This is a genomic window from Spongiibacter sp. (genome assembly GCF_984394615.1).
Genome location: NZ_CFHTQA010000037.1, coordinates 1 through 20352 on the forward strand (window position 1 = coordinate 1; position 20352 = coordinate 20352).

The window sequence follows — 20352 nt, forward strand, 5'->3', positions numbered from 1 at the left end:
ATGAGGTGATGCTATCACCTCTAATTAGGTGGCCAAATTCACTATGCCACTACAACTGCAACAAAGCGTGAGAAATCTCTCCGGGACATTGCGGCCTCTATTTCGGCATTTGATGGCGGAGAGCTGGAGTCAAGAGGAATGTTGAGCGTTAACGACATACTTGAACAGACCCCAGGAGTTACTTCCAATTCGGCCCGTCCGGGGGATCAGCGCGTTGTGATGCGGGGGATTTCCACCAGCGCCTCTCCCACTAGCACAGTCCCGTATCCGGTAGGGATATTTATTGGCGATACTGCCTTGAATGAACCCTATGCCGCGAGCATTACCCCAGACCTTTCGGCTTTTGATCTGGCTGCAGTAGAGGTGCTTAAGGGGCCTCAGGGAACGTTATTTGGTGGTGCGGCGTTATCTGGAGTTTTGCGATACCGCCTGAACGATCCTAAGCCGGATCAGTGGGAGCTGCGTTATTTTGCACAGCATATTGAGCCGGAAGAAGGGTCAACCGGATTTGTACAGGGAGCTGTCATCAATATTCCTCTGCTGGGGGAGGACGGCGATTTGGGTGCAAGGCTTGCGTTTATCCGTAGAGAATACCCTGGTGTTACAGATGATTTGCGTCCGGAGCAATTCAAGAGGGATGTAGATCAAGGGGAGGGAGATCAGATTCGAGCTGCTGTACTTTGGCAGCCATCGGATGCCTTACAGGTAAGGTATACCTTTTTAAAACAAGACTATGATGCTGAAAATGGTCTGGTTATCTCTGACCATATTGATGGCCCAAGGGCTACAAAAGGTTCACTGATACCGTGGCCGAATCGTCATGAATTTGGTATGCAAAATCTTGAGATACAGTATGACTGGGAACATGTAAGACTGGTTTCCAGTAATTCCAAGACCGAGAAAAAGCGCTTTAACACCATTGATTCCTACGGTGCCATGTTGGGCACCCCCGCTGCTGGGAGTCCTGAATTACTTGCCATGCCTTTTGTGACAGATCAGGAGTCGAAGTCTAACCAATATGAACTGCGGCTCCAGTCTATTGGCGGTGAGCGTTTTGAATGGCTGGTAGGCGGATATTACCTAGAATCCCCCATACGCTATTTCCTATCATTAAACGTACAGGCATTGGATGACGCTTCCAACTTGTTGGGCACTGTTTCGAATACAGTGCAAACCCTTGCCGATTCACTGGGGCTTGGTGCGCTGACCGGGGGTGTACTGAACGTGATATTGCCGGGCTCTGACGACCTTTCTTGCGAGCTGGCAGTACTCTGTGCGGAGACAGATGCTGAGGCAAAAGAAGAAGCTCTGTTTTTTGATTTAACCTGGCGCCCCTGGTCGAGGTTAGAGCTTGCGGCTGGTGCACGTATTTACCGTACTACTGTTGATGGAGGCTTTGTGGGGCGGGGAATAGGTGCCAGGTTGGTAAACAACGGCCAGTCTCCTGCGGACTTCACAACGAGCATTACGGAAGAGGGAGTCAACCCCAAGTTCTCGGCTACCTTCCATTTCACTGATGACCACTCGTTATATTTTCTGGCGAACAAGGGGTTCCGGTTTGGCGGTATACAGAACCTTCCGGAAGATGAACTACAGAATGTTCCAGGTACTTATAATTCCGACTACATTTGGAATTACGAACTGGGCCTTCGCACTTCCTGGTTAAGAAACACGCTTGAATTCGATATAACTGCATTTCATATCGACTATACCGATGCACTTGTCGTGCTGAAGAACGCAATACAAATTAATTACTATGACAATGTGGGAAGTGCGGAAAGTGATGGATTTGAGGCGAATCTCCGATGGCTGACCCCTATCCCCGGCGTTATTTTCAGTCTTAGCGGCGGCACAGTCGATGCGCGAACTACTGAAGATTTCCAGGCCGGACGAGACATTGTTCCGGCAGGCAAGACTCTTCCTGGATCCGCAGACTACCAATACAGCGCAAATTTGGCGGCTTATGGTTCTCCAGACTGGCTAGTCAATATGTCGGTATTGCTTGGATATACGTATGTCGGGGAAACCTATAACGACATCGCATCAGATGAAATCGTCAATGACTATGGCTCATACAACCTGGGGATGAGTTTTTCAATACCCTCTCTTAAAGGACGTCCCACGCTGGCACTTAATGTCCTTAATCTCACTAACGAAACTGCTCCTGTCAGTGTCATTAATGCTGCTGCTGGCGATAACTTCTACATTCTGAACCCGCCGCGAACCGTCACCGCCCGGTTTAGCTTGGAGTTAGATTAATGAATATCCTAACAAGAATTCTGACCGCTATTCTTTTGAGCGTCCCTTGCTCTGGATGGGCCGGGGAGGGGTGGCCTGGCAGTGCATTGTCCGCTGAGGATGCCATGACCGTCAGGGCCGATCAGTTTGTTTCCGCTGATCAACACCGCGACTGGCAAGTTGATCTGGATCAACGAGGGCTTCGCGCAGCGGGTAGTACGGCTCACGAGGCCTATATTGACGTACTGCGAGAAAGGCTTATAAAAGCAGGTATTCCAAACGTCTATGAAGAGCCTGTTACCCTTAAAAAATGGGAGGTGGGTAAGTGGTCTTTGGAGGTTATTGGTAATGCTGATACTGATGTGATTACTTTACCTACCGCCAGTTTTGTTCCCTATTCTGGAGGAACTCCCCAGGATGGGGTCAGGGGAAGGCTGGAGCTAGTTCAGAGCGATAACGATTTCAATGGTGATAAGCTTAAAGGAAACGTTGCGTTGATACCGCTGAGCAAACCTAAAACGACATTGGAGGTCTTTGCGGAAGCGGCTTTTTCCCTCCATGGTTTCGGCCAGTATCCTGCGTCAGCAAGGCCCTACGAAAGAACGTATTTTTCCACCAGCCAGATGGCAAAGAAGCTGGATGCTTTAAAGCAGGCCGGGGCGATAGGTGCGGTATTTATTCTGGACGAACCCGCCTCCAATGCACTGGGACTTTATGCTCCTTACGATGGCGAAAGCCGTGGAGTCCCGGCGTTGTATGTGGATAAAAATGTGGGGCATACGTTACTGACGTTGGCCGAACGCGGCTTCGACGTGCGGTTGATGGTTGATGCGAAAATACGCAGTGTTAACAGCCGCAATCTTATTGGGGTAATCCCCGGTGCTTCTGACGAATTGATTGTGCTGAATAGTCATACAGATGGCCCAAATGGTATAGAAGACAATGGGCCTAATGTGATTGTTGCTATGGCGCAGTACCTTTCCCGTTTGCCGAGAGAGGCGTTGCCACGCAGTGTTATGGTTTTGCTTACAACGGGGCATTTTGCCGGTGCTCAGGGAGGGCAAGCCTTTGTAGATGCACATCTGGATGATGAAACGCTAGGGAAAATTGCGGCCTTGCTCTGTTTGGAGCATCTCGGTGCCGAGGAGTGGGTGCAAGGCCCGGGGGGGCGCTGGATGCCCACAGGAAAGGCTGAACCCTATGTGTTTTTTATGCCGAATATACCCGCGCTGATTGCTGCCGCTAAGGATGCGGTTAATAGGGCCGACTCTGCTCCCACCATTATCCGTGGGCCGACCCGTCCTCAGGGAGGTGGGTATTTCCACGATCATGTCTGGCCGGGGGAAGGGCAGGTATTTTGGGGGCGTGTGCGGATTCCGACGGCGAATTATATTGCTGGTCCCAACTATCTGTTTAATTGGGGAATCAGTACGGCGGATAAGGTGGATTATCAGCGCCTGCAGCGGGAGACAATGGCATTTACAGAGATGACACTGAGGCTGGCCCGTACACCTATGGGCCAGTTACGGGAGTTTGCAGAATGATTTTTCGGGTATTTGCTTGCTATTGCCTGGCGCTGCTCAGTGCTGCTGCCAGCGCGGCGGTTGTTACTCTTGATGCGGGCCTACTAGAGGGCAAACAACAGGGCGGTGTTTCGAGGTATTTGGGCGTGCCGTATGCGGCCCCACCTGTAGGAGAGTTGCGCTGGAGGGCTCCGCAGGCGGTGTCTCCCTGGCGTGGAGTTCGCAAAGCCCATGAATATGCGGACGCCTGCACACAGATCGGCGGCTTTTTTGCCAGTAATGATCAAGCGACTTTTGACAAACCGTATGGAAGTGAGGACTGCCTTTACCTCAATGTTTGGGTGCCAGAGAGCGGTGCTCAAGCACGTCCCGTACTGGTGTTTTTTCACGGCGGGTCGGGGATTGCGGGTACCGCTGCTCATCCCATGTATGACGGGGAAACACTGGCTAAGGAAACCGGAGCCGTGGTGATTACGGCCAACTACCGTCTGGGCGTATGGGGATCGTTGCAGAGCCCCGCCCTGCAGACGGGAAACGCCGCCGAAGACTCGGGCAGCTTTTATTTACTGGATATGATCCAGGTGCTGGACTGGGCGCGGCAGAATTGCCAGCCGCTGGGCTGTGACCCGTCAAACATCACTATTTCCGGCCAGTCGGCGGGCGCGGTCGCGGTATTGGCGCTGCTTCGCTCTCCTCTGGCAGAGGGCAAGTTCCAGAAGGCCATCAGCTTTTCTGGGCTGCCATTTTCTGCCTCGATGGGCGAAGCTGAAGAGCGAACAGACGTGCTGCTGACCTCGTTGTTAATTAACGACGGGCTTGCCGAGAATAAAAAAGCGGCCGCCCGGTTGCTTGCCTCCATGTCCCCAGAGCAGCTGCGTGATTACCTGTACGCCAAATCCTCCGAAGACCTGTTGCGTGCAAGTGGGCGAGGGCTGTATCCGCTCGCTGTTGACGACGGGACGGTGCTAATGGCCCTGAATAAGGCCGATAAACTGGCCGCAAAAGCCGTCAGTGTTGTACCGCTTCTGATCGGCAAAACCCGGGACGAAATGACAACGCTGGTACCTATCAAAGGTATAGGCCGCAATGCCAACCAGCTCTGGCCTCTTTTTGATGGTGAGCCTCGCGAGGAGACCATCAATCAGAAACTCGGTTGGTTTGCCGGTTTAAATCGTGGCATCAAAATTTCTATGAGTAGCTGGGCGCTCGACAGAAGATTTAAAAAAATACTGGATAGCTATGCCGAGAGCTTGCCGATTATGTATGCCTATCAATTTGAGTGGGCTGACTATCCCGATCCTTGGCGATCTGAACTCGGAGCACTGCACGGTTTGGATATTCCGTTTATCTTTGGCAATTTTATTGATGACAGAAAATCTTACATGCGCTTTGCATGGACTGAGGAAAATGCCGAGTATCGGGCGGCGCTGCACCAGCAGATCGTAAGGAGCATCAAAGCCTTTGTTCACACAGGCGACCCCAACATCATACCCAAGAAACCCTGGCTGCCGTGGTGGGGGAAAGAGGAGCAGATTGAACGATGGGGAAGATAAAGCTATCGGCCTGTATTCGCGTGCTGGTTTGCGGACTACTGTGTTTGTGGTTGGTGAGTGCCGAGGTGCTGGCGAAAAATGTGACGGCAAGTATGTGGCCGGTGTCGGTGGCACGAGACGGGTTTTCTGTTGAGGAAGCCGCAACGGTCCGGCAGCATTTTGCCCCATTTAAACTGGCCACTGCGGGCAATCAGGCGTTATACACCTATCTGAATATGGCGGAGTTCTTTCCCCATCACCTGGTTGCTCGCCAGGGTGGGGTGCGTTCTCTGCCTCTGAAACCCAACGCGGACTTGATGGCGCTGCAAGTCAGTTCCGCTCTGGGCGAAGTCTCTGTTGAATCGCTGCTTGAGGACCCCCGCTCTCGTTTGCAGGGGCTGATTGTTGTTCATCGGGGGGAAATTGTTCTTGAGCATTATCCGGGAATGCGCGAGGAAGACAGTCATCTTTGGTGGTCTGTTGCGAAAGTTCCGGCGGGGGTTCTTATTGAGCAGTTGGTCGATGAAGGAAAATTAAAACTCAATGTTTCCGTTGCCTCTTACCTGCCAGGGTTTAAGAAAACGGCTTGGGCACGAGTTACTGTTGGGCAGGTTTTGAATATGTGCAGCGGTATTGATGCGCTAGATACGCCGGAAGGGTATGCCAATCCCGATTCAGGCATTGGTCGCCTGATTTATGCCGAGGCTATTCTGACTCGGGCCGGGCATGAGCCGCTGGGCCATGATCAGGCGCTTCGGTCCATGGTGTTGGCACAGGAGCCAGGAAGCCGATACGAATATTCCTCGGCAAATACCAACATCTTGAGCCTGCTGATAGAGCGCGTTACAGGGATGCGTTATAGCGAGGTATTACAGGAGCGTATTTGGTCGAAAATCGGCGCTGAGGGTGATGCCCTGATGGGGTTGACTCCCGAAGGGCGCGCCATCGCCCACGGTATGTTTTCTTCGCGTTTGAGAGACTTAGCGAGATTTGGTCTGCTATTTACTCCAGGCGGCCATAATCCTGCTGTTATTCCCGCTTCTGCGCTGAAGAGGCTGGCTACGTATAAAAATGGTCAGCGTGCCTACCTTAATGCACCATTGGCCGTGAAGAAAGCGCAAGCCCTGTTGGGAGCTGCGCCGGTTGCTGCGCCCTCTCAGTGGGATGCCCTGTTCTCCGACGGCGACCTGTTCAAGTCCGGATACGATGGGCAGGCATTGTATGTCTCGCCCTCCAGGGAAGTGGTTATTGCTATGTATTCCACGTCGAGGGAAAAAAGTGCCTATCGCTTACTTCGCCCTATTGCGGAATATTTCTCCGACTGACTCCGGTTGTACTTCCAGAAAAATCAACTGCTGACAGAGCGCATTGCCTCGTTGGCGAGCAGGGCTGTCAAACCTCTCAAATTGCCGCTGTTACCCGGTCTGGCCGGGTATTTTTTGCTCACGCTTGGCGACCGGCCCGATTTGTGGAATCGTTACAGCGATGATTTGCGTAGAGAACCCGACAGAGTATTGCGGGTGAAGGGCTGGGCAGCGGAGGCGCACAATGAGAAGAAAAGGACTGCTGCTGGTCGTCTTGCTGTTGTTGGTGGCAGGCGTGTTGGGCAGTGGGCTGACAGAGTATCTGAGTCTGGCGGGGTTGAAGTCGCTGCATGCCGACATTGTTCGGGTGCAGACAGCCCGGCCCTGGCTTTTCGCACTGCTGTTTTTTCTTGGATATGTGTTGATCACGGCACTGTCGTTGCCGGGGGCGGCGGTGATGACGCTGGCTGGCGGCGCAGTACTTGGTTTCTGGCAGGGCTTGGTGCTGGTGTCATTTGCCTCGACTATTGGGGCAACGCTGGCCTTTCTGGTTGCCCGTTATCTGCTGCGCGACAGTTTGCAGCAGCGCTTTCCCGAACGTTTGAAAAAAATTGATGCAGGTATTGCCAGCGAGGGCGGGTTTTATTTGTTTACCCTGCGGCTGGTGCCGCTGTTTCCGTTTTTTCTGATTAATCTGCTGATGGGACTGACGGCGCTGCCTGCGCGGCGCTTTTACTGGGTGAGTCAGTTGGGCATGTTGCCGGGAACGGCGGTTTATGTGAACGCCGGTGTGCAGCTGGGGCAGGTCGATAGCCTGTCCGGCATTCTCTCGCCGTCGCTGATAGTGGCATTTTCTCTGCTGGGGATTTTTCCGCTGCTTGCCAAGCGTGTTCTCGGCAGTTTACAGCACCGCCGGGTGTATCGCGGCTGGCGGCGGCCGGTGCGTGCCGACCGCAATCTGGTGGTGATTGGTGCGGGGGCCGGGGGACTGGTCAGCGCCTATATCGCTGCCGCACTGCGCGCCAAAGTGACGCTGGTAGAAGCGGGGGAGATGGGTGGCGACTGTCTGAATACCGGCTGTGTACCGAGCAAGGCACTTATCCGCTCTGCCCGACTGGCCTCGCAGCTGCGCAGGGCCGACCACTTTGGAGTGAATGTGGAGGCCTCTAGCGTGAATTTTACGCGGGTGATGGCCCGCGTGCGTCAGGTTATCGCCGATATTGCGCCCCACGACAGTGTTGAGCGCTACACCGGACTGGGCGTTGAGGTGATTAAGGGCTATGCGCGCTTTGTTGATCCCTGGACGCTGGAAATCGACAGCGATGCGGGCCAGTCCCGGCGGCTGACGGCGCGCAATATTATTATTGCCAGCGGAGCCGAACCCGTGGTGCCTCCGATTCCCGGTATGGCCGAGTTGGGCTTTGAGACCAGTGAAACACTGTGGGCAGCACTGGCGAGCTACACACATCCGCCTGCCCGTGTTCTGGTATTGGGTGGCGGAGCTATCGGTTGTGAATTAAGCCAATGTCTGGCGCAGCTGGGTTCAAAAGTTAGCCAGCTGGAAATGCTGCCGCGCCTGCTGGCCCGTGAAGATGAAGCGGTGTCGGCGTCTCTGGCCCGGCAGTTTGCCGAGGATGGGGTGGAGGTTTTTTGTCGCCATCGGGCGCTGCGCTGCGAGCAACGCAGCGGCGAAAAGTGCCTTGTTATTGAGGATCTGGCCAGCGGTGATGTGCGCGCTTTGCCCTACGATATGTTGATCTGTGCGGTGGGGCGGCGGCCCAGACTGGAGGGCTTTGGTCTGGAGACGCTGGGTATTGATACGGCATTGCCGCTGGGCACTAACGCCTTTTTGCAAACCCGGTTCCCGCATATCTACGCTGCCGGAGATGTGGTGGGAGGCCCCTTCCCATTGACACATGTTGCGGCCCACCAGGCCTGGTATGCCTGTGTGAACGCCCTGTTTGGCCGCTTTAAGAAATTTCCGGTGGACTACTCGGTCATTCCCCGAGTGATCTATACCGACCCGGAAGTGGCACGCGTCGGGCTTAATGAGCAGGAAGCCCGCGAGCAGGGTGTGGCAGTGGAAGTGAGCCGCTACGCGCTGAGTGACCTTGACCGGGCAATTTGCGACGGCGACACCGGAGGTTTTATCAGCGTGCTCACACCACCGGGTAAAGACCGGATTCTGGGTGTGACCCTTGTCGGGGCGCAGGCGGGGGAATTGCTGGCAGAGTATGTTCTGGCTATGAAACACGGTTTGGGCCTGCGCAAGGTGCTGGCAACAACGCACGCCTATCCCACCCTGACAGAAGCCAATAAGTATGTGGCCGGGGAGTGGCGCAAAGCCCATCAGCCTGAGTGGGTGTTGCGCCTGCTCGCGCGTTTTTTCCGCTGGCAGCGGGGAGGGCAATAAGTTGCGTGCCTGGTTGCTGATGTTGTGTTGTGTGCTGGGACTGTGCAAACCGTTGCGGGCCGATACCTTGCACAATGACTGGCAGGAACTGCTGTCGCGGCATGTGAAAAGCCAGCGCGGCGGTCATGCGACGGCTGTCGATTACCTGGGGTTTCAGCGAGATCGCGCGCAGCTTTCACAGTATTTAAACGCGCTGTCTGCCGTGACAGCGGCGGATTATGCGCAGTGGCCGGCGGCCCGCCAGCTGGCTTTTCTCATCAATGCCTACAATGCCTGGACGGTGGAGCTGGTATTGCGCCACTACGGCGACATCGCGTCGATCCGGGATATTGGCGGCTGGTTTCGTTCGCCCTGGGCGCAGCGCTTTATTCCGCTTCTCGGTCAGCAGCGCAGTCTGGATGACATTGAACATGGCATGATCCGCCGCGATTTTAGTGAGCCACGTATCCACTTTGCCGTAAATTGCGCGAGTATCGGCTGCCCGGCGCTGGCGGAAGAGGCCTATATTGGCGAGGTGCTGGAGGCTCAGCTGGAGCGCGCCACACGCCGCTTTCTGGCCGACCGGCAGCGCAACGGTGTGCGCGAGGGGCGCTTGTATCTGTCGAAACTGTTTGACTGGTATCGCAAGGATTTTGAACAGGGCTGGCGGGGTATGACGTCGCTGCCCGAATTTTTGGCGGCCTATGCCGATGCGCTGGAGCTGAATGCCGAAGGACTGGTCAAGCTGAACAAAGGGCGCCTGCCGATACGCTTCTCCGATTACGACTGGCGACTGAATGAATGGCGGTCTGGGAATGACGGGCATGGTTGAGCCGCTGCTGAGTATTGTGCTGCCACTGCGCAATGAACGGGCTATCTTGCCGGTGGCCCTATCCCGACTGGGACGCTGGCAGCAGGCCTACCCCGATATTGAATGGTTGTTTGTTGACGGTGGCAGTGCTGATGGCTCCCTCGAATATCTGCGGGAGCACGGGCAGCGGGTGCTGGAATGTAAAGCGGGGCGTGCCCGGCAGATGAATGCTGGTGCGCAGCTAGCCGCAGGGCGTTATCTGCTGTTTCTGCATGTCGACACCCAGCTTAACCGTCCGGCGCTTGAGGCGCTGCTTGCGATCTGCCGCGACACCAGCGCCACGTGGGGGCGCTTTGATGTGCGCCTTGAAGGACGGCTTGTCATGCTGAAACTGATCGCGGCGCTGATGAACCTGCGGTCGCGGCTAACTGGCATAGCGACCGGGGATATGGGCATTTTTGTGCGGCGCGACGTATTTGTTCAGGTGGGGGGCTACCCTGCGCAGCCATTGATGGAGGACATTGAATTAAGTCGCCGCCTGCGGCGCTTGGCGCGTCCCCACTGTTTGCGCAGCCGGATTGTCACCTCGGGCCGACGCTGGGAGCAACAGGGGTGTTGGCGAACTATTGTGCTGATGTGGTGGTTGCGCCTGCAATATTTTGCGGGTGTTCCCGCCGAGCAGCTGGTGCGCAGTTACTATCCCGACGACAGGCAGCTCCCTAAAGCGGCAACGCCAAGAGAGCGACAATCCTGATGAGTGGCAACGGTAAAACCAGGGTGCGCCTCTGTGTGTTCGCTAAATACCCGGCGCCGGGCCGGGCCAAAACCCGCCTTATTCCCGCTCTGGGTGAAGCCGGCGCGGCGGCGGTGGCAAGTGCTCTGCTGCAGCACACCCTGCAGTTGTGTGCGACCGTTGGTGAGCTGCCGGATGGGGCGGGGCTGAATACTGAATTGCGGCTGACTCCAAGCCCCGCTGATCCATGCTGGCAGACTGTGCCGCAGCTGGCTGGTTTTAGCTCAGTGGCCCAGGGAGAGGGAAATCTCGGCGAGCGAATGCAGCGGGCGGTGAACTCGGAACCTGTGGTACTGATTGGCGCCGATTGTCCGTCGTTACAGCCCGGCGACGTACAGTGGGCCGCCGCCTGCCTGCACGAGGGGGTGGCTGTGATGATTCCGGCACTGGATGGCGGTTATGTACTGTTAGGGTTGCCTGGTCCTGTGCCGGGGATTTTTGACGGAATTGCGTGGAGTACGGCCAGCGTGGCCGAGCAGACCCGGGCGCGCCTGCGTGCCGCAGGAATGACATGGCGAGAGCGGCCCGCACTGGCTGATCTCGACGTGATCACCGATGTCCCCTTGCAGCCAGCAGCTTTTCTTCGGCGCTGCGAGGTGCTGAGGAGGTATGGGGAGGCGGCCGATGGCTGACTGGGAAGCCAGCCTGCGTCTGGGCAGCTTTTTTGCGGTGTTTATCCTGTTTGCGTTGTTGGAGTACCGGCGCCCATACCGCCCGGTATCGCGTCGGCGCTGGTGGAATAATCTGGGGTTGTCGCTGCTGGGCACGCTGTTGCTGCGGCTGGTTTTTCCCGCTGCTGCGACGGGGGTGGCGCTGTGGGCCGCTGCTGAGAACGTGGGGCTAGCAAACCGTTTTGCCCTGCCGCTCGCAGTTTCCGTGCCGCTGGGTATGGTCTTGCTGGACTTGTTGATTTACTGGCAGCACCGCCTGTTTCATCGCCTGCGGTGGCTGTGGCGACTGCACCGGGTACATCACGCCGATCTGGCGGTGGATGTGAGTACCGGCTTGCGCTTTCACCCGCTGGAGTTTGTGTTGTCGATGCTGATCAAGGCCGCTGCGGTTGCCCTGTTAGGGCTGCCTGCACAGGCCGTGTTGCTATTCGAACTGTGGTTGAATGCCTGCGCGCTGTTCAATCACAGCAATATTGCGCTGCCAGCAGCGCTGGAAAGGGTGTTGCGACGCGTCCTGATTACCCCTGCACTGCACCGCATTCACCACTCGCGGCAGTGGCGTGAAAGCCAGCACAACTTCGGTTTCAGTCTGAGCTGTTGGGACCGCTGGTTCGGAAGCTATCAACGCGCAGCCAGTGCCGGTGACGAGGCGCTGGTACTGGGCTTGCCGGAGCGACGGCAGCTGCCTCAGAGCCTTGGTGCGCTGTTGCTGTCACCGTTTTACCGGCGTAGGAGGGCTAAGTGATGAAAGCACAGGGGCGGCTACTGGCCCGTTATTTACGCGACTTGCCGGAGGGCAAATTGCAGTGGATAGGCGTGCGGCCGGGGCGGCGAGAGGGGATGGTGGCGCTGTCTTCGACCACTGCTGTTGCCGGTTATGGCCTGGAAGGCGACCGGCGTATGGCCGGGCGGCCCGGTTCCGGCAGGCAGGTCTCGCTGATCAGCGTTGAATTTGTTGACAGTATTGCCCGGCATCTGGGACTCCGGGAATTAGACCCGGCGTTGTTGCGCCGCAATCTGCTGGTGTCGGGAATTAACTTAAATGCGCTGCGCCACCAGTACTTCCAGATCGGTGATGCCGTGTTTCAGGCAACGGCACTGTGTCACCCCTGTACGCGGATGGATGAAGCACTGGGGGCTGGTGGTGTGGTGGCCATGCTTGGCTACGGCGGTTTGTGTGCCAGGGTGTTGCAAAGCGGGCGCCTTGCAGTGGGGGATCGCCTGCGCCCATTGGATGAGCAGGCACTGCCCGAGAGTGTTCAGGGTTCATTGTTTTGAAGGTCAGTGCTTTGAAAGTCGCCGTGGCGTCCGCGTCCGCTGGCAAACGCCGCTGCGCCACTGCGGGATTCGCCGCTGTTCAGGGTGTCACGCCCCAGCGCAAACTCGGCCTTAATGGCGTCTTCCTCACTCAGCGACCACTGCGATAGCGCGCTCTGCCGGTCATTGCGCAGGCACTGCTGTGGAAAGTCGGCAATCTGTCTGGCCAGTGCCAGGGTTTCACCTGCCAGTTGCTCAGGGCTGACCACCCGGTTTGCCAACCCCATGCCAAGTGCCTCCTGGGCACCGACGGGACGGCCGGTAAGAATCATATCCAGAGCGCGGCTCTGCCCGATCAGGCGCGGCAGACGAACACTACCACCGTCGATCAGCGGCACCCCGAAGCGGCGGCAGAATACCCCGAATACGGCGCGCTCGGTGGCAACGCGAAGGTCGCACCACAGTGCCAACTCCAGTCCCCCGGCCACGCAGTAGCCGTCTACAGCGGCTATCACCGGTTTGCTTAGCTGCATACGTGTCGGCCCCATTGGGCCATCGCCGTTGTCGTCGAGGGGGTTGTGTCGGTCGGAGTCGCCGCTGGCGTAGGCATGGAGGTCTGCGCCTGCGCAAAAATGCTCTCCAGCACCACTGAGAATGGCAACTTTTGCCTCGCAGTCCTGGTCAAAGCGCCGGAATGCTTCAGCCAGAGCGCGGGCCGTGGGGCCGTCTACTGCGTTGCGTTGTGCGGCTCGCTGGATGGAAATATGGCAAATGCCGTCTTCGGTTTTGGTCAGCACGGGGGTAAACGCAGTCATGCAAATCTCCGGGCAGGTCGGACGGTGACGTTTGTTGCTGATCTTAGCGCAATGCCTTGTGTCCTGCGCGGTGACTCGGGTGTAATACATAGTAGCCAACATCAATGGAGTGATAAGTAGTGGCGAGACCGAGAGTGAGAGAACGATTGCTGGATGCCGCCTATGCGCTACTCAGCGACGAGGGGGCGGCTGCGCTGACAACACGGGGCGTGGCGGCGCGGGCGGGAACTACCGAAGCCAGCGTGTTTAATAACTTCGGCGATAAAGCCGGTTTGCTGCGCGCCCTGATCGGCGAGCGTCTGCCGCAACTGGTCGATGCGAGGGACTGTGTTGAACAGGGCGACAGTGCCGAATTACGGCAGTGGCTGTGCCGGGTGTACGACAGTGCCGAGGCGTTTTATATGGCGGTGGTGCCGCTGATGGCGCCGTTCTGGGCGGGCAGTGTGCGCGATCTGGCGGGAAAGATCGAGGCGGACCGACTGTTCCCGGTGCAGGGGGCGCTAAGCCAGCGGCTACAGGCTTTGCAGCGGGCTGGCAGTATTTCCGGTGCTGCTGATGTGTGTGCCCTGAGTAGCCTCTTTCTGGGCGCGGCGCTGCACAGTGCCCTGCATCGCGTGGCCAACCGACCGGCACTCACTCCGGGCGGCCAGTCCGGCTCCGCTGCTGTGTTTGGTGAACCGCCATCAGCGGCGCGGGAAATAGTCGATTGTATTTATCCCCTGCTCAAACCCTGAGGCTGCATACAGAAACCATAACTGGCGCCTGCTTCGCTGGCACGGTGTGACAGCGGCGGTGATAATAGGCGGCCCAGGCCGCCTTTTTTGTCAGCAAGCGCTTTGTTAGCAAAGAATTCTTGCGGCAGGCTGTGTGCTTGCAGAACGTTATAACTAGGCGCCACTGTTGTCACCGGAACAGCAGGCCGCGGCCGCCAAACTCACCACAGGAGCGAATAGATGGGACCTCTTCAGGGACTGCGTATTATTGAAATTGAAGGCCTTGGGCCCGCACCATTTGCAGGCATGATGTTTGCTGACATGGGGGCGGAGGTGATCTCTGTAACCCGTAAGTCGGCGGCGGCAGACAGTGCGCCGGTCAACAGCATCAGCGAGCGCGGCAAGAAATCCATAGCACTCAACCTGAAGGCCCCCCGCGCTGTGGAGGCTCTGTTGAAACTCTGCGAAACGGCCGATGCGCTGATTGAGGGGTTCCGTCCCGGCGTGGCCGAGCGGCTGGGCATTGGCCCTGAAGACTGCATGGCGCGCAATCCCAAACTGGTTTACGGGCGGATGACCGGCTGGGGGCAAACCGGGCCGCTGTCTCAGGCGGCGGGGCACGACATCAATTACATCTCGCTGTCTGGGGCCTTGCACGGGATTGGTCGCGCGGGCGACAAGCCGGTGCCGCCGCTCAATTTGGTGGGCGATTTTGGCGGCGGTGGCATGTTCCTGGCTTTCGGCGTGGTATCTGCTCTGCTCGAAGCCGGTCGCAGCGGCAAGGGTCAGGTTGTTGATGTGTCGATGGTGGAAGGCTCGGCGGCACTGATGCACATGATGTACAGCAATTTTAATCTGGGGGCGTTCAACTGGCAGGATCAGCGTGGTGTGAATCTGCTGGATACCGGTGCGCACTTTTATGAAGTGTATGAAACACAGGATGGTAAATACCTGTCTGTCGGCCCCATCGAACCGCAGTTTTATCAGCTGTTGAAGGAACTCATGGGGCTGGACGAAGCCGTGTTTGGCAATCAGTACGATGCCGCGCGCTGGCCCGAACTCAAGGAGCAGCTACAGGCGCTGTTTAAAACCCGCACCCGCGATGCCTGGTGTGAGCTGCTGGAGGGCACAGATGCCTGTGTTGCACCGGTGTTGTCCATGACGGAGGCGCCGCAGCACCCGCACAATGTGGCGCGCAACAGCTTTGTAACGGTGGGCGGCCATCCCCAGCCCTGTCCTGCGCCCAAATTCAGCCGCAGTGAACCGGCAGTTCCGGCCCCCGCGCCCCGGCAGGGCCAGCACACCGATGCTGTGCTGACAGAGCTGGGCTACGACGGGCAGCACCTTGCCGAGCTTCGCGCTGAGGGAGCGCTGAGCTAAGTCTTTTCCTATACGGGTTTTCCGAAGTGCGCGGCGGCGGCTGATGGCTGGTATGGATATCGCATCCCCTTTATAGTCAGAACACAGTCCGCCGCGAATGGATACAATTGGCGATACGCCTGTCCGGTCCGGCGGCCGTAACTCAGGGAGCCCGCAATGCGCACTGTTCATCCCGATGTTCGCAGGGTGACGGAAGCCATTGCCCGCCGCAGCGCGGGCAGTCGTGACGATTACCTGCGTCGTCAGCACCAGGCTGGTCGGCAGGCACCGAACCGCCGCCAGTTAAGCTGCGGCAATCTTGCCCACGGTTTTGCTGCCTGTGACGGTGGCGACAAAGACCGGATTCGGCTGATGGAAGCCGCCAACCTCGGTATTGTTACGGCCTACAACGATATGCTGTCGGCCCACCAGCCCTACCGGGACTACCCCGATAAAATCAAGACTGCCGCACGTGAGCTGGCCTGTACCGCCCAGGTTGCCGGTGGCGTACCGGCTATGTGTGACGGTGTTACGCAGGGAATGCCGGGGATGGAACTCAGCCTGTTCAGTCGCGATGTGATTGCCCAGGCCACGGCGGTGGCATTGTCACACCAGATGTTCGACGCGGTGGTTTGTCTCGGTATCTGCGACAAGATTGTACCGGGGCTGCTGATCGGTGCCCTGCATTTTGGCCACCTGCCGATGATGTTTCTTCCTGCGGGTCCCATGCCCAGCGGCCTGCCCAACAAAGAAAAGCAGCGTGTTCGCCAGCTCTATGCCGAGGGTAAAGTGGGGCGCAAGGAACTGCTGGAAGCCGAGGCGGCGTCTTATCACAGTGCGGGCACCTGCACATTTTACGGCACTGCCAACAGCAATCAGCTGTTAATGGAAGCGATGGGGCTGCAACTGCCCGGCGGCTCTTTTGTGAATCCCGACACCGAGCTGCGCGAAGCCCTCAATCGCGAGGCCGTACACCAGCTGTGCCGGGTCAGTGCCGTGTCGGCTTCGCCGCGGCCGCTGGCCGAGGCACTGGATGTTCGCTCCATCGTCAATGCAATGGTGGTGTTACTGGCTTCCGGGGGTTCTACCAACCACGGTATTCACCTGATCGCCATTGCCCGGGCGGCGGGGTTTATCATTGACTGGACAGACCTCGATGCACTGTCGAAAACCGTGCCGTTGCTGGTGCGGGTGTATCCCAATGGTCAGGCAGATATCAATCACTTTCACGCGGCGGGGGGCAGCAGCTTGCTGTTTCGCATGTTGATGGACGCAGGGCTGATGCACAGCGATGCGCCGAGCATGTGGGGAGAGAGCATGGCCAGCTATCTGCAGGAACCGGTGCTGCGCAAGGGCCAGTTGCACTGGCAGTCCGCGCCCAAGCACAGCGGTGATCCTGCCGTGATCGCCTCGCTTGAAACTCCCTTCGATACCGAAGGCGGCCTGCGTTTGCTGAAAGGCAATCTGGGCAGGGCGCTGATCAAGGTGTCGGCAGTGGCCCCCGAATTTCACCGCATAGATGCCCCGGCGGTACTGATCGCCAGTCAAGGCGAGCTACAGGCCCGCTTCGAGGCTGGCGAGTTAGATAGAGACTGCGTGATTGTTCTGCCGTACCAGGGGCCCCAGGCCAATGGAATGCCAGAGCTGCACAAGCTGACGCCGGTGTTGAGCGTTCTGCAGGATCGCGGCCACCGCGTTGCTCTGCTTACCGACGGGCGCATGTCGGGTGCCTCGGGCAAGGTGCCAGCCGCCATTCATCTCAGCCCGGAAGCGGCGGCCGGGGGCGCGATTGCCCGGCTGCGCGAGGGCGACCGGATTATTCTCGATGCGGTCAGCGGTGTGTTGCACTGCGAAGTGGACGCCGCCGAGCTTGCCGCGCGTCAGCCGCTGGCCCAAGAAGAAGATAGCCGTTTCGGTGTTGGCCGGGAATTGTTTTCCGTATTCAGGCACCGCGTGGGCAGCGCCGAACAGGGCGCGTCGGTATTGTTTCCCGCCCTGCCAGAAGGTGAGGTCCAGTCGCGGTAACAGGCAAACAGCTTCAGGGAGAGCGTCATGCACGAGCAGTTGATCAGCATTCTGAAACGGGCGCCGGTGATGCCGGTGCTGATGATTGAAGACCCTGAGTGCGCTGTGCCGTTGGCAACGGCCCTGCGCGACGGCGGCCTGCCGGTGTTGGAAATTACTCTGCGAACCCGCGCCGCGCTGGATGCCATCGACCGTATTCGGGAAGAGGTAGACGGCGTGTGTGTGGGCGCGGGCACTGTGCTGAATGCGCACGACGTTAAGCTGGCTGTAGCGGCGCGAAGTGAGTTTCTGGTTACGCCCGGCTGTAACAGCGCCTTGCTCGATGCCGGGATGAACTCCGGACTGCCGTTTTTGCCGGGGGTGGCGACCGCCAGCGAAGCACTGGCCTGCATGGATCGCGGCCTGAATGCCGTCAAGTTTTTTCCGGCGGAAGCGATGGGCGGGCTGGCGACGCTCAAAGCCCTGTCGGCGCCGCTGGCCGGTTTACAGTTCTGTCCAACCGGGGGAATCACGCCCGAGAATGCCCTGCAATATCTGGCCCTGCCTTCGGTTATTACCGTTGGCGGATCGTGGATTGCGCCGCTGGATTTACAGCGTGCGGGAGACTGGCAGGCCATTCAGCAGCGTGCGGCCATTGCCAGCCAGTTACCTGTGGCGGCGGGGGCTGGCCGATGAGTATGGCGCGCGATCTGGTGATTTTTGGCGCGGGTGGCGACCTGACTCGCCGCAAGCTGTTCCCCGCGCTGTATCAGCTGCATTTGGCAGAACTGCTGCCGCCGGATTTACGAATTATAGGGCTGGCGCGCCGCGACCTGAGCCGCGAAGCATTTGTTGCCCAGCAGCGCGAGCGCCTGAGCAGTCTGATCAGCAGCGAGGCCTTGTGGCAGGGTTTTGCTGAACGCCTGCATTACTGCTGTGTTGATTTCGCCCACCCTGAGGAATACCTGCGCCTCAGCGATTTGCTGACCCCTGAGCGGATGGCGGTTTTCTACCTGGCGACGCCGCCGTCACTGTTTGGTCCGATCTGTGAGCGGCTGGGCGAGCAGCAACTGCTGGGCAGTCGCAACCGCGTGGTGCTGGAAAAACCCATCGGTCACGATCTCGACAGCAGTCGCGCTGTGAATGAAACCGTGGGTCGGCTGGTCAGCGAGGAGAACATCTATCGCATCGACCACTACCTCGGCAAGGAGACGGTTCAGAACCTGCTGGTATTGCGCTTTGCCAACCGTTTTATCAATACCCAATGGGATCAGAGCTGCATTGATCACGTGCAGATTACTGTGGCCGAAACCGTGGGCATAGAAGGACGCTGGTCCTACTACAACGATGTTGGCCAGCTGCGTGACATGGTGCAGAACCACTTGATGCAGCTGCTTTGTCTGGTCGCAATGGAGCCGCCAAATTCGGTGACAGCGGAAGGTATTCGCGATGAAAAGGTCAAAATTCTGCGCGCACTGCGCCGCATCGACGCAGCAAGTGTGGCCTCCCATGCGGTGCGGGGACAGTACAACAAAGGCTGGAGTCAGGGCGAGGCGGTGCCCGGCTATCTCGATGAAGAAGACTGCACTGTTGAGCAGAGTGATACCGAGACCTTTGTAGCCATCAAGGCGCATATCGACAACTGGCGCTGGGCCGGGGTGCCGTTTTACCTGCGCACCGGCAAACGCATGCCCCGCAAACTGACCGAGATTGTCATTACCTACAAAAGCCTGCCGCACAATATTTTTGCAAAGGGCGACAGCATTCCCAACCGTCTGGTGATTCGCCTGCAGCCCAACGAAGGCATAGAAATGCAGATGGTGTCCAAGCAGCAAAGCCTGAAAAACAAGCTGGCGCTGGAGACCAAAACACTGAACCTCGACTTTCTTAATTCGCCGGATATTCAGCGTGTGCCCGATGCCTATGAGCGCCTGTTTCTGGATGTTATCAACGGCGATCCGTCGCTGTTTGTGGGGCGGGAAGAGGTTGAAGAGTCTTGGAAATGGTGCGATGCGCTGATTGAGGCGTGGCAGGATCAGGCGCTGCCGGTGACAGACTATCATGCGGGAACATGGGGGCCTGCCAAGGCCGAGTTGTTGATCGAAAGGGATGGACGCAGTTGGCATGAATGAGCATATGTTGGAGCGGCGCCTGGATTCGCGCGGGGCGCAATTATTCAGCTTCAGTAGTCGTGGCTCGCTGGATCAGACACTGTGCGATGATATCTGTACGGTCCTCAGCGCCGCAGTTACGGCGCGGGGCGAGGCGAGCCTCGTACTGCCGGGTGGCAGCACTCCGCGAGGACTGCTGTCGCTGTTGGCGATCAGTGAACTCGACTGGTCGAGGATTACGGTCCTCCTCAGCGACGAGCGCTGGTTACCAGCCGACCACATCGACAGCAACGAGCGTCAGTTGCGCGAACTGCTGCTGACTGCCGGTGCAGCAGAGGCGCGCTTTTTGCCTCTGCGATCCGACGTGTCGTCGGTTGAAGCCGGTGCGGAAGTTGCCGATGCCGAACTGTCGGCCATTCCCCGCTTTGACTGTGTCGTGCTGGGTATGGGGACGGACGGCCATACTGCCTCGCTGTTCCCAGACAGTGCGCAACTCAGCGACGGCTTGGCGTTGAATGGGCGTCACAGTTGTATCGCCGTGCAAACGCCCTCCAGTCCCTACGAGCGCCTGACCCTGACCCTGCCAAGGCTGTTGAACTGTGAGCAGCTTATTTTGCATATTTGTGGAGAAGACAAGCGCTCGGTGTTGTCTGACGCGTTGTTTGCCGTCAAACCCCCGCCAGTTGCCCGGCTGTTCGGGGCGGGGGATTGCCGCAAAACGGTATATTGGGCACCGTGACCGCCAGGTGACAGCAGAAACGGGTCATATGTGGCCCTGATTGCGTAATGTTTGTTAAAATCGAGGGCTTTTCGTCCTCACCGTGGGGAA

At 57.9% G+C, this 20352-nt stretch carries 17 protein-coding genes; 16 read left to right on the forward strand and 1 reads right to left on the reverse strand.

The window, feature by feature from the left end:
- Positions 1 to 87 precede the first annotated feature (87 nt).
- The 10 genes from AC5DB9_RS12875 (at position 88) to AC5DB9_RS12920 (ending at position 12542) form a co-directional block, all read left to right on the forward strand.
- Positions 88 to 2259, forward strand: coding sequence for a TonB-dependent receptor (locus tag AC5DB9_RS12875; protein ID WP_286855070.1), 2172 nt, complete (start codon positions 88 to 90; stop codon positions 2257 to 2259).
- Complete coding sequence (locus tag AC5DB9_RS12880) at positions 2259 to 3782, forward strand: M28 family peptidase (protein WP_272989536.1); 1524 nt, start codon at positions 2259 to 2261, stop codon at positions 3780 to 3782. The genes AC5DB9_RS12875 and AC5DB9_RS12880 overlap by 1 nt, the downstream gene beginning before the upstream one ends.
- Complete coding sequence (locus AC5DB9_RS12885) at positions 3779 to 5314, forward strand: carboxylesterase family protein (protein ID WP_272989538.1); 1536 nt, start codon at positions 3779 to 3781, stop codon at positions 5312 to 5314. Before AC5DB9_RS12880 ends, AC5DB9_RS12885 begins: the two co-directional genes overlap by 4 nt.
- 53 nt (positions 5315 to 5367) lie before the next feature.
- Entirely contained in the window at positions 5368 to 6618 is a 1251-nt protein-coding gene (locus AC5DB9_RS12890; RefSeq protein ID WP_272989541.1) for a serine hydrolase domain-containing protein, read from the forward strand.
- A gap of 223 nt (positions 6619 to 6841) precedes the next feature.
- Positions 6842 to 9010 carry a dihydrolipoyl dehydrogenase family protein gene (locus tag AC5DB9_RS12895; RefSeq protein ID WP_272989544.1) on the forward strand — a complete coding sequence of 723 codons (2169 nt, stop codon included), beginning with the start codon at positions 6842 to 6844 and terminating at the stop codon, positions 9008 to 9010.
- Position 9011: 1 nt separating this feature from the next.
- Positions 9012 to 9821 (forward strand): DUF547 domain-containing protein, encoded by an 810-nt coding sequence (locus tag AC5DB9_RS12900; RefSeq protein WP_272989546.1) that lies wholly within the window; start codon positions 9012 to 9014, stop codon positions 9819 to 9821.
- A complete protein-coding gene (locus tag AC5DB9_RS12905; protein ID WP_272989549.1) occupies positions 9787 to 10554 on the forward strand; it encodes a TIGR04283 family arsenosugar biosynthesis glycosyltransferase in 768 nt (255 codons plus the stop codon). The genes AC5DB9_RS12900 and AC5DB9_RS12905 overlap by 35 nt, the downstream gene beginning before the upstream one ends.
- Positions 10554 to 11225, forward strand: coding sequence for a TIGR04282 family arsenosugar biosynthesis glycosyltransferase (locus tag AC5DB9_RS12910; RefSeq protein WP_272989553.1), 672 nt, complete (start codon positions 10554 to 10556; stop codon positions 11223 to 11225). Before AC5DB9_RS12905 ends, AC5DB9_RS12910 begins: the two co-directional genes overlap by 1 nt.
- On the forward strand, positions 11218 to 12009 hold the full coding sequence (locus AC5DB9_RS12915; protein ID WP_272989555.1) for a sterol desaturase family protein: 792 nt from the start codon (positions 11218 to 11220) through the stop codon (positions 12007 to 12009). The genes AC5DB9_RS12910 and AC5DB9_RS12915 overlap by 8 nt, the downstream gene beginning before the upstream one ends.
- Complete coding sequence (locus tag AC5DB9_RS12920) at positions 12009 to 12542, forward strand: MOSC domain-containing protein (protein WP_272989740.1); 534 nt, start codon at positions 12009 to 12011, stop codon at positions 12540 to 12542. Before AC5DB9_RS12915 ends, AC5DB9_RS12920 begins: the two co-directional genes overlap by 1 nt.
- Here the strand turns inward: AC5DB9_RS12920 and AC5DB9_RS12925 are convergent.
- On the reverse strand, positions 12524 to 13336 hold the full coding sequence (locus AC5DB9_RS12925) for a crotonase/enoyl-CoA hydratase family protein (protein WP_272989557.1): 813 nt from the start codon (positions 13334 to 13336) through the stop codon (positions 12524 to 12526). The genes AC5DB9_RS12920 and AC5DB9_RS12925 overlap by 19 nt on opposite strands.
- 134 nt (positions 13337 to 13470) lie before the next feature.
- Between AC5DB9_RS12925 and AC5DB9_RS12930 the strand changes: the two genes are divergently transcribed.
- From AC5DB9_RS12930 to pgl, 6 genes are all read left to right on the forward strand, one after another.
- Positions 13471 to 14070, forward strand: coding sequence for a TetR/AcrR family transcriptional regulator (locus AC5DB9_RS12930; RefSeq protein ID WP_272989562.1), 600 nt, complete (start codon positions 13471 to 13473; stop codon positions 14068 to 14070).
- A 219-nt stretch (positions 14071 to 14289) separates the two neighbouring features.
- Entirely contained in the window at positions 14290 to 15429 is a 1140-nt protein-coding gene (locus AC5DB9_RS12935; protein WP_272989565.1) for a CaiB/BaiF CoA transferase family protein, read from the forward strand.
- A 156-nt stretch (positions 15430 to 15585) separates the two neighbouring features.
- Positions 15586 to 17433 (forward strand): phosphogluconate dehydratase, encoded by a 1848-nt coding sequence (gene edd / locus AC5DB9_RS12940; RefSeq protein WP_272989568.1) that lies wholly within the window; start codon positions 15586 to 15588, stop codon positions 17431 to 17433.
- 27 nt (positions 17434 to 17460) lie between these two features.
- Complete coding sequence (eda, locus tag AC5DB9_RS12945; protein WP_272989571.1) at positions 17461 to 18108, forward strand: bifunctional 4-hydroxy-2-oxoglutarate aldolase/2-dehydro-3-deoxy-phosphogluconate aldolase; 648 nt, start codon at positions 17461 to 17463, stop codon at positions 18106 to 18108.
- Positions 18105 to 19544 carry a glucose-6-phosphate dehydrogenase gene (gene zwf, locus AC5DB9_RS12950; protein WP_272989575.1) on the forward strand — a complete coding sequence of 480 codons (1440 nt, stop codon included), beginning with the start codon at positions 18105 to 18107 and terminating at the stop codon, positions 19542 to 19544. The genes eda and zwf overlap by 4 nt, the downstream gene beginning before the upstream one ends.
- Positions 19537 to 20262 carry a 6-phosphogluconolactonase gene (gene pgl / locus AC5DB9_RS12955; RefSeq protein ID WP_272989577.1) on the forward strand — a complete coding sequence of 242 codons (726 nt, stop codon included), beginning with the start codon at positions 19537 to 19539 and terminating at the stop codon, positions 20260 to 20262. The genes zwf and pgl overlap by 8 nt, the downstream gene beginning before the upstream one ends.
- Positions 20263 to 20352: the final 90 nt, after the last annotated feature.